Here is a 9,523-nt window from a genome sequence, read left to right as displayed (position 1 = left end):
ATGATGGCCTCCGGCGTCTTCGCCGGCGTGCTCGACCAGGCCGACGTCTACGAACATGTCGACAAGGACGGCAAGAAGTTCGGCGAGGAGCTGGAGCGCATCGGCTGGAAGGGCACCGAGAAAGTCGGCGAGCGCAAGATCCACGCCTTCTTCGAACTGCATATCGAGCAGGGGCCTATTCTTGAAGATGAAGGCATCGACATCGGTGTCGTCACGCACGGCCAGGGCCTGAAATGGCTGCAGGTGACGCTGACCGGCAAGGAGGCGCATACCGGCTCGACGCCGATGCCGAAGCGCCGCAATGCCGGGCTCGGCATGGCGCGGGTGATCGAGCTGGTGCACGAGATCGCCATGGACTATCAGCCGGACGCTGTCGGCGCTGTCGGCCATATGCAGGCCTATCCGAACTCGCGCAACATCATTGCCGGGCGCACCGTCTTCACCATCGACATCCGCTCGCCGGAAAAGGAGGTGCTCGACGCCATGGACGCGCGCGTGCGCGAAGGCATCGACACGATCTGCGATGCGCTCGACATCAAATACCAGATCGAGCAGGTCGGCCATTTCGATCCGGTCACCTTCGACAAGGGCTGCGTCAAGGCGATCCGCGATGCAGCCGACCGGCTCGGCTACACGCATCGCAACATCGTCTCGGGCGCCGGCCACGATGCCTGCTGGATCAACCGCGTCGCCCCGACAGCGATGGTGATGTGCCCCTGCGTCGACGGGCTCAGCCACAACGAGGCCGAAGAGATCACCAAGGAATGGGCCGGCGCCGGCGCCGACGTGCTGTTCCATGCCGTGGTGGAGACGGCTGTCATCGTGGAGTGAGGTCTGAAATTTAGAATTCAACGCTGCTCGCAAAGAAGCGCGACTGGAACAGGGGAACGAGAAAATGACCAAAGTGATCAGGAACGGCACGATCGTCACGGCCGACCGCACCTGGAAAGCAGACGTGCTGATGCAGCACGGCAAGATCGTCGCCATCGGTTCGAACTTGCACGGCGATCATGAGTTCGACGCCACCGGCTGCTACGTCATGCCGGGCGGCATCGATCCGCACACCCATCTCGAAATGCCGTTCATGGGCACCTATTCGGCCGACGATTTCGAATCCGGCACCCGCGCGGCACTGTCCGGCGGCACGACCATGGTGGTCGATTTCTGCCTGCCGGCGCCGAAGCAGTCGCTGCTCGAAGCCTTGCAGATGTGGGACAACAAGACCTCGAAGGCGGCCTGCGACTATTCCTTCCACATGGCGGTCACCTGGTGGGGCAAGCAGGTGTTCGACGAGATGGCGACCGTCGTCGACAGAGGCATCACTTCGTTCAAGCACTTCATGGCCTACAAGGGCGCGCTGATGGTCGACGACGACGAGATGTACGCGTCGTTCCAGCGCTGCGCCGATCTCGGCGCGCTGCCGCTGGTGCATGCCGAGAATGGCGACGTGGTCGCAGCACTGTCGCAGAAGCTTCTCGCCGCCGGCAACAACGGTCCGGAGGGGCATGCCTATTCGCGGCCGCCGGAAGTGGAGGGCGAGGCGACCAACCGCGCCATCATGATCGCCGACATGGCCGGCGTGCCGCTCTATGTCGTGCACGTTTCCTGCGAGCAGGCGCATGAGGCCATCCGCCGCGCGCGCCAGAAGGGTATGCGGGTGTTCGGCGAGCCGCTGATCCAGCACCTGACGCTCGACGAGAGCGAATATTTCAACAAGGACTGGGACCATGCCGCGCGCCGCGTGATGAGCCCGCCCTTCCGCAACAAGCTGCACCAGGACTCGCTGTGGGCGGGCCTGCAGGCCGGATCGCTGCAAGTGGTGGCGACCGACCACTGCTCGTTCACCACGCAGCAGAAGCGCAATGGCGTCGGCGACTTCACCAAGATCCCGAACGGCACGGGCGGCCTCGAGGACCGGCTGCCGGTGCTGTGGACGACAGGCGTCAACACCGGCCGGCTGACGATGAACGAGTTCGTCGCGGTGACCTCGACCAACATCGCCAAGATCCTCAACATGTATCCGAAGAAGGGCGCCATCGTCGAAGGCGCGGATGCAGACATCCTGGTCTGGGATCCGAAGCGCAAGAAGACGATCACCTCGAAGAAGCAGCAGTCGGTGATCGACTACAACGTCTTCGAAGGCTTCGTGGTGACTGGCCTGCCGCGCTTCGTCTTCTCGCGCGGCGAACTGTCGATCGAGGAGGCGGAGGTCAAGGCCAAGGTCGGCCATGGCGAATTCGTCGCCCGCGAGCCGAACGCCGCGGTCAACCGGGCACTGTCGACCTGGAAGGAGATCAGCGCGCCGCGCAAGGTGGAGCGCACAGGCATTCCGGCGACCGGGGTTTGAGCGTGCGCGTTTCTCATCTTGCGTTTGCGGCCGCAGCGCTGCTCGTCGCCGGTCAGGCTTCCGCGGCGGCGATCGACCTGTCGAAGCCCTATGGCAACAAATCCGGCTGCATCAACAAGAACGGCCAGGAAATCTATGCCGAGGACATGCTGCTGTTGACCGACGAGGCATTCGTCACGGTGGCGAGTGCCTGCACCTTTACCGAAAAGAAGGCACAGGCCGACGGCTCGCTGCTGGTCAAGGCGCAATGCCAGGCGGAAGGCGAGGAGGGTGAGTCACCCGCCCAGTTCACCATCAAGCGCAGCGCCAAGAACGCCAAAAAGCTGGTGATCGCCGACGAGGACGGCAATGTCATGGGAGAAGTCTCCCGGTGCAAATGACGCTTGGAGTTTTTCCCTCGATTCCGAAGCGAGACAGCATTTGTGCGACGCCACGCGATTCCGCTTGGCTGCAAAATGCCCTAGGCGACCAGCGCATCCAGTTCCGGCAGCAGGACGACGCTTTCCTGCTCGTTGGGATCGGTGCGGGCGATGACCGCCGACGAGGGCGCGCCGCTCAGATTGGCGGGCAGATGCGGCACGCCGGCGGGGATATAGAACAGGTCGCCGGCCTTGACGACGATGTGATGCTCAAGGCGGTCGCCATACCAGGTGTGGACCTCGCCGGAGAGCACGTAGATCGCCGTCTCATGGTTCTCATGCATATGCGCCTTGGCGCGGGCGCCAGGCGGCATGGTGAGCACGTGCATGCAGATGCCGGACGAGCCGACCGACTCGGTGGCAATGCCGGCGAAATAGGTCAAACCCTGCTTGCCTTCATAAGTGCTTTCGGGGCGGATAAGATGACAAGTCGGTTTGAGCGACATCGGGGAAACTCCGGGCGTCGGGCTGGCGGGACAAGGCCAATGGGGCAGGGTGAGTGGAAAACAACGTCGCGATAAAAGCAATCGGAATCCAGCTGGCGCCGCAGGCACGGGAACGGGCAGGCGCCAGCCAATGACCGGACAGTCGCCAGCCGTCGTTTCGGCAAGCAAGCTAGGCCTCACCTTCCAGACCAATGACGGTCCGGTGCAGGCGCTGTCCAATGTCGACCTCACCATCGGCAAGGGCGAGTTCGTCTCCTTCATCGGTCCGTCCGGCTGCGGCAAGACGACGTTGCTCAGGGTCATCGCCGATCTGGAGAAGCCGACATCGGGGACCATTTCGGTCAACGGCCTGACGCCGGAGCAGGCGCGCGAGAAACGCGCCTATGGCTATGTCTTCCAGGCGGCCGCCCTTTTCCCCTGGCGCACGATCGAGCGCAATGTGGCGCTGCCGCTGGAGGTCATCGGCCTCTCCAAGGCAGAGCAGGCCGAGCGCATCAAGCGCACGCTGGAACTGGTCAACCTCGCCGGCTTCGAGAAGAAATATCCCTGGCAGCTTTCCGGCGGCATGCAGCAGCGCGCCTCGATCGCCCGTGCGCTCGCTTTCGACGCCGATTTGCTCCTGATGGACGAGCCGTTCGGCGCGCTCGACGAGATCGTGCGCGACCATTTGAACGAGCAGCTTCTGGAATTGTGGGAGCGTACCAACAAGACGATCTGCTTCGTCACCCATTCGATCCCCGAGGCGGTCTATCTCTCGACGCGCATCGTCGTCATGTCGCCACGGCCGGGCCGCGTCAGCGATATCATCGAATCGACCCTGCCGCGGCAACGGCCGCTCGATATCCGGGAGACGCCGGAATTCCTGGCGATCGCCGCGCGCGTGCGCGACGGCCTCCGGGCAGGGCACAGCTATGATGATTGAGCGCCGTCAGGAGCGAGCGCCTGCCCGCGCCTTCGTCATCCCGGGGCGGAGCGCCCGCGATGCGGCGTGCGCAGACCCTAGGATGACGACGAGGAAGGCGCCCGGCCTTCGCTTCGCTCCGGCCACCCTCTCCCCGGTGGGGAGAGGAGAGGGGCAGCGCTGATGGACTCCTTCCGCTCGAAAATCATCCCCGTCACCTCGATCCTCGCGGCCGTGGTGGTCGCCTGGTATGTCTTCGCCGTCGTCCTCAACGCGCCATTCCAGCGCGATCTCGACCAACGCGCCAACGAGACGCCCGGCACTGTCGAGTTCATCGGCAAGACGCTGTCGCAGCCGAAGCCGACGCTGCCGGCGCCGCACCAGGTGGCGGTTAATTTCTTCGAGAACACCTTCCTGCGGTCCGTCACCTCGAACCGCAGCCTGGTCTACAACGCCTGGGTGACGCTGTCCTCGACGCTGCTCGGCTTTGCCTTCGGCACCGCGCTCGGCATCGTCATTGCCGTCGGCATCGTGCATGTGGCGACGCTCGACCGCAGCCTGATGCCGTGGGTCATTGCCTCGCAGACGATTCCGATCCTGGCCGTTGCGCCGATGATCATCGTGGTGCTGGCGGCGGTCGGCATCACCGGGCTGATCCCGAAAGCGCTGATCTCGACCTACCTGTCGTTCTTCCCGGTGACTGTCGGCATGGTGAAGGGGCTGCGCTCGCCCGAGCTCATGCATCTCGACCTGATGCATACCTACAATGCCAGCCGCGCGCAGACCTTCTGGAAGCTGAGGGTGCCGGCATCGGTGCCGTTCCTGTTCACCTCGATGAAGGTGGCGGTGGCGGCAAGCCTGGTCGGCGCCATCGTCGGCGAACTGCCGACGGGCGCTGTCGCCGGCATCGGCGCCAAGCTGCTGGCGGGCGCCTACTACAGCCAGTCCATCGACATCTGGTCGGCGCTGGTCGCCGGCTCGGTTGTGGCAGCACTTCTGGTGATGGTGGTCGGCGTTGCCGGCCGCCTCGTCGACCGCGCCATGGGCGGGAGGCCGGCATGAGTTGGCTAAAACCATCCTGGCAAGGGGTGCTGGCGATCCTGCTATGCCTGATCGCCTTGGCACTCGGCGCGATGTCGAAGCCGGAAGCGGCGGCGCTGGCGCAACCCGAGGCGTCTTTCGACTATCCCTACCTTGCGACGAAGGGGCTGATGTTCGGCCTGCTGCTGCTGGCAGCTCTTGCCTCGATGGCCAGGCTGTCCACCATCGTCGAAGCCCTGGTGCTGTTCACCGGCGCGCACCTCGCCGCCTGGCTGCTGATCACGGGCATAAACGGCTATGAAGGCACGGCGCTGGCGCCATTCTTCCTGCTGCTCGCCGCGGCCTGGCTGCTGGGATGGCGCTGCGTGGCGGTGCTGTCTTCGCTGCGCCCGGTGGCGAACTGGATGCGGACCGCCCTGCGGCTGATCATCCCGGCGATCTTCGGCGCCTGGATCCTGATCATCTGGGAAGCGGTGACCCGGGGAGCCGGAATTCCCTTCATCCTGTTGCCGCCGCCAAGCGCCATCGGCGCGCGCATCGCCGGTTCGCTGCCGGTACTCGGCGCCGATGTCCGGCAGACCATCTTCAAGGCGGTGATCTTCGGCTATGTCGTCGGCAGCGGCGCCGGCTTCCTCGCGGCGATCGCCGCCGACCGCGTGCCGTTCCTGAGGCGCGGGCTCTTGCCGATCGGCAACATGGTCTCGGCGCTGCCGATCATCGGCGTGGCGCCGATCATGGTGATGTGGTTCGGCTTCGACTGGCAGTCAAAGGCGGCGGTCGTCATCATCATGACCTTCTTCCCGATGCTGGTGAACACGGTCGCCGGGCTTGCCGCTTCTGGCCACATGGAGCGCGACCTGATGCGCACCTATGCGTCGGGCTATTGGCCGACGCTCATCAAGCTCAGGTTGCCGGCCGCCGCTCCCTTCATCTTCAACGCGCTGAAGATCAACTCGACGCTTGCGCTGATCGGAGCCATCGTCGCGGAGTTCTTCGGCACGCCCGTCGTCGGCATGGGATTCCGCATTTCGACCGAAGTCGGGCGGATGAATATCGACATGGTCTGGGCCGAAATCGCAGTTGCAGCACTGGCGGGTTCGGTCTTTTATGGCGTGGTCGCTCTTGTCGAGAGAGCCGTCACGTTTTGGCATCCCTCTGTCCGTGGTGGATAGGGGCGGTGGGTTTAAGGGTGCTAACTTCAGAGGGTAAAAACATGAAAAGACTGATTATTCCTGTCCTGGCCGGCGCGATGTCGCTGGCCGCTTTCCAGGCGATGGCGGCCGACAAGGTGACGCTGCAGCTGAAGTGGGTCACGCAGGCCCAGTTCGCCGGCTACTATGTCGCCAAGGCAAAGGGCTTCTATGAGGCCGAGGGCCTCGACGTCGACATCAAGCCGGGCGGTCCCGATATCGCGCCCGAGCAGGTGATCGCCGGCGGCGGCGCCGACGTCATCGTCGACTGGATGGGCGGGGCGCTCGCCGCGCGCGAAAAGGGCGTGCCGCTGGTCAATATCGCCCAGCCGTTCAAGAAGGCCGGCATGGAACTGGTCTGCCCGAAGGACGGCCCGATCAAGACCGAAGCCGACTTCAAGGGCCACACGCTCGGCGTCTGGTTCTTCGGCAACGAGTATCCGTTCTACGCCTGGATGAACAAGCTCGGCCTCAAGACCGAGGGCGGCCCGGAGGGCGTCACCGTGCTGAAGCAGAGCTTCGACGTGCAGCCGCTGATCCAGAAGCAGGCGGACTGCATCTCGGTCATGACCTATAACGAGTACTGGCAGCTGATCGACGCCGGCTACAAGCCGGAACAGCTCACCGTGTTCAACTACTCGGCCATGGGCAACGATTTGCTCGAAGACGGGCTCTATGCGTTGGGAGACAAGCTCAAGGATCCGGCCTTCGAGGACAAGATGGTGCGTTTCGTGCGCGCTTCGATGAAGGGCTGGAAATATGCCGTCGACAATTCGGATGAGGCGGCCGGCATCGTCATGGACAATGGCGGCCAGGACGAGAACCACCAGAAGCGGATGATGGGCGAAGTCGCCAAGCTGATCGACAATGCCGATGGCAAGCTGATTCCGGAAGCCTATGAGCGCACCGCCAAGGCGCTGCTCGACCAGAAGATCATCACCAAGCAGCCGGAAGGCGCGTACACGACGGCGATCACCGACAAGGCGATCAAGTAGGCCGGCTGAACGCTGACATGCTGATCTCGAGAACGGCGCCTCAGAGGCGCCGTTCCTTTATGGTGTTCATGACGAAGCTGGTCTCGATCGAGGCGCGCGATCTTTTCCTTGATGAAGCGCTCGTACTGCTCGAGGCTTCCCGCCACCACCTTCAGCACATAGTCGCGCGAACCGGTGACGAGGTGGCATTCCAGCACCTCATCCCAGCCGCGGATCGCCTCCTCGAACATGACGATCTCGTCCTCGTTCTGGCGGCTGAGCCGGATGGTGGCGATGGCGACCATGCCCCAGCCGAAGGCGGCCGGATCGACCAGGGCGGTGTAGCCCCTGATGACGCCGGCTTCCTCCAGACGCCGCACGCGCCTCAGGCAGGGCGACGGCGACAGACCGATCCGCTCGGCAAGCTCGTTGTTGGTGATGCGGGCGTCGGCTTGCAGTTCACGCAGGATCTTGCGGTCGAAATCGTCAGCTATCTTCTGCTGCACTTTTGGTCTCCTCAGGCAATTCATTGCGCGAACGCAGCCATGCGAGCCCAAAAATAGCAAGGACTGCATGATGGGGATGGCATAAATTGCGGTACGACACTCCTCGAACAGCAGGAAAATAGCCATGACCGCGCCGCGCCCGTCGAAAACCCACATCGGCAACCACAAGCTCCATCCGGAGACGCTGATGCTGAGCTATGGCTTCGATCCGCAGCTTTCGGAGGGCGCGGTCAAGCCACCGGTGTTCCTCACCTCGACCTTCGTGTTCAAATCGGCGGAAGAGGGACGCGACTTCTTCGACTACACCTCCGGCCGCAAGGAACCTCCGAGCGGCACCGCTTCCGGTCTCGTCTATTCGCGCTTCAACCATCCCAACAGCGAGATCGTCGAGGACCGGCTGGCGGTCTATGAGGGCACGGACGCCTGCATCCTGTTCTCGTCCGGCATGTCGGCGATCGCGACGACCCTTTTCGCCTATGCCCGTCCGGGTGACGTCATCCTGCATTCGCAGCCGCTCTATGGCGGCACCGAGACGCTTCTGACGCGCACGCTCGCCGGCTTCGGCATAGAGGCTGTCGGCTTCGCTGACGGCGTCGACGAGGCGGCGGTTGGCGCGGCCGCCAATGCTGCCAGGGCCAAGGGCCGCGTGTCGGTCATCCTGATCGAGACGCCGTCAAATCCGACCAACAGCCTTGTCGACATCGCGCTGATGTGCAGGATCGCCGACGAAATCGGCGCCGGGCAAGGGACGAAGCCGATCATCGTCTGCGACAACACGCTGCTCGGCCCGGTGTTCCAGCGGCCGATCGAACACGGCGCCGATGTCTCCGTCTATTCGCTGACCAAATATGTCGGCGGCCATTCCGACCTGATCGCCGGCGCCGCCATGGGCAGCAAGGCGGTCACCAAGCCGATCAAGGCGCTGCGCGGCGCGATCGGCACGCAGCTCGACCCGCATTCCTGCTGGATGCTCGGCCGCTCGCTCGAGACGCTGTCGATCCGCATGGAACGCGCGAACGACAATGCGCGCCTTGTCGCCGAATTCCTGCGCGACCATGCCAAGGTGGAGAAGGTCCACTACCTGCCGTTCCTGGGCGAGGATACACCTTCGGGCCGCACCTACCGGGCGCAGTGCAGTGGCGCCGGCTCTACCTTTTCCTTCGACATTCGCGGCGGGCAGAAGGCGGCGTTCGCCTTTCTCAACGCCCTGCAGATATTCAAGCTGGCGGTAAGCCTCGGCGGGACGGAATCGCTGGCCAGCCACCCGGCGGCGATGACCCATTCGGGCATTCCCTTCGAGGTGCGCCAGCGCATCGGCGTGCTGGAGACCACGGTCAGGCTGTCGATCGGCGTCGAGCACCCGGACGACCTGATCGCCGACCTCACGCAGGCCCTGGCAGCCGTCTGATCAGCGCCTTCGTGGAATCCAAAAGGGGCGGGCAACCGCCCCTTTTAGCCGTGCTGTCAAATCGGCGTTACTTCCGGGAAACATCCGCTCCTCAAGCCGTTGTGGCGGTGCATCCATTCCGGGATGTCACAACGGAGGTCTCCATGCGCATTCAACCCCTCACGCCGATGTTCTCGGCGCTGGCCATTTCCGCGTCTATCCTGCTTGCCTTTCCTGCCTTGGCCGAAACGGTGAAATACACGGCGACGCTCGATGGCGGCCAGCAGAGCCCGCCTGTCACCACCCAGGGCA

Annotated in this window: 9 protein-coding genes and 1 pseudogene; 8 read left to right on the top strand and 2 right to left on the bottom strand. The window is 63.9% G+C overall.

The features are described from left to right. The 3 genes from EOA33_RS14095 to EOA33_RS14085 all read left to right on the top strand — a co-directional run. Window positions 1-831, top strand: an 831-nt coding sequence (locus EOA33_RS14095; protein WP_127405886.1) for a hydantoinase/carbamoylase family amidase, incomplete at its 5' end; no start/stop codon positions are given. 64 nt (window positions 832-895) lie between these two features. After that, on the top strand, window positions 896-2,347 hold the full coding sequence (gene hydA, locus EOA33_RS14090) for a dihydropyrimidinase (protein ID WP_127405885.1): 1,452 nt from the start codon (window positions 896-898) through the stop codon (window positions 2,345-2,347). Between the two features lie 2 nt (window positions 2,348-2,349). Then, the gene (locus tag EOA33_RS14085; RefSeq protein WP_189347704.1) at window positions 2,350-2,727 is read left to right on the top strand and encodes a hypothetical protein; all 378 of its coding nucleotides are present in this window, start codon (window positions 2,350-2,352) and stop codon (window positions 2,725-2,727) included. An 80-nt stretch (window positions 2,728-2,807) separates the two neighbouring features. Here EOA33_RS14085 and EOA33_RS14080 read toward each other — a convergent pair whose 3' ends face one another. Beyond that, complete coding sequence (locus EOA33_RS14080; RefSeq protein WP_127283266.1) at window positions 2,808-3,212, bottom strand: cupin domain-containing protein; 405 nt, start codon at window positions 3,210-3,212, stop codon at window positions 2,808-2,810. Window positions 3,213-3,342: 130 nt separating this feature from the next. Between EOA33_RS14080 and EOA33_RS14075 the strand changes: the two genes are divergently transcribed. The 4 genes from EOA33_RS14075 to EOA33_RS14060 all read left to right on the top strand — a co-directional run bounded on the left by EOA33_RS14075 (window position 3,343) and on the right by EOA33_RS14060 (window position 7,339). Beyond that, complete coding sequence (locus EOA33_RS14075; RefSeq protein WP_126053853.1) at window positions 3,343-4,134, top strand: ABC transporter ATP-binding protein; 792 nt, start codon at window positions 3,343-3,345, stop codon at window positions 4,132-4,134. Between the two features lie 162 nt (window positions 4,135-4,296). Further along, window positions 4,297-5,175 carry an ABC transporter permease gene (locus tag EOA33_RS14070; RefSeq protein ID WP_126053854.1) on the top strand — a complete coding sequence of 293 codons (879 nt, stop codon included), beginning with the start codon at window positions 4,297-4,299 and terminating at the stop codon, window positions 5,173-5,175. Further along, a complete protein-coding gene (locus EOA33_RS14065) occupies window positions 5,172-6,326 on the top strand; it encodes an ABC transporter permease (RefSeq protein ID WP_127405884.1) in 1,155 nt (384 codons plus the stop codon). The genes EOA33_RS14070 and EOA33_RS14065 overlap by 4 nt, the downstream gene beginning before the upstream one ends. 41 nt (window positions 6,327-6,367) lie before the next feature. Continuing rightward, entirely contained in the window at window positions 6,368-7,339 is a 972-nt protein-coding gene (locus tag EOA33_RS14060; protein ID WP_127405883.1) for an ABC transporter substrate-binding protein, read from the top strand. Between the two features lie 40 nt (window positions 7,340-7,379). Here the strand turns inward: EOA33_RS14060 and EOA33_RS14055 are convergent. Beyond that, window positions 7,380-7,824: pseudogene (locus EOA33_RS14055) on the bottom strand (Lrp/AsnC family transcriptional regulator). 124 nt (window positions 7,825-7,948) lie between these two features. On the opposite strand from EOA33_RS14055, the gene EOA33_RS14050 reads away from it, so the two are divergent. Next, complete coding sequence (locus EOA33_RS14050; protein WP_127405882.1) at window positions 7,949-9,232, top strand: cystathionine gamma-synthase family protein; 1,284 nt, start codon at window positions 7,949-7,951, stop codon at window positions 9,230-9,232. Window positions 9,233-9,523: the final 291 nt, after the last annotated feature.

This window comes from Mesorhizobium sp. M4A.F.Ca.ET.050.02.1.1, from assembly GCF_003997725.1.
In the GTDB taxonomy this organism is placed as follows: Bacteria; Pseudomonadota; Alphaproteobacteria; order Rhizobiales; family Rhizobiaceae; genus Mesorhizobium.
This window is presented reverse-complemented; position numbering and strand designations above follow the sequence as displayed.

What these genes read in the sequence shown, in the direction of transcription:
- hydA (WP_127405885.1), top strand. Translation starts at nt 896, where the DNA reads ATGACCAAAGTGATCAGGAACGGCACGATCGTCACGGCCGACCGCACC.
- EOA33_RS14070 (WP_126053854.1), top strand. Translation starts at nt 4,297, where the DNA reads ATGGACTCCTTCCGCTCGAAAATCATCCCCGTCACCTCGATCCTCGCG.
- EOA33_RS14080 (WP_127283266.1), bottom strand. Translation starts at nt 3,212, where the DNA reads ATGTCGCTCAAACCGACTTGTCATCTTATCCGCCCCGAAAGCACTTAT.
- EOA33_RS14065 (WP_127405884.1), top strand. Translation starts at nt 5,172, where the DNA reads ATGAGTTGGCTAAAACCATCCTGGCAAGGGGTGCTGGCGATCCTGCTA.
- EOA33_RS14050 (WP_127405882.1), top strand. Translation starts at nt 7,949, where the DNA reads ATGACCGCGCCGCGCCCGTCGAAAACCCACATCGGCAACCACAAGCTC.
- EOA33_RS14075 (WP_126053853.1), top strand. Translation starts at nt 3,343, where the DNA reads ATGACCGGACAGTCGCCAGCCGTCGTTTCGGCAAGCAAGCTAGGCCTC.
- EOA33_RS14060 (WP_127405883.1), top strand. Translation starts at nt 6,368, where the DNA reads ATGAAAAGACTGATTATTCCTGTCCTGGCCGGCGCGATGTCGCTGGCC.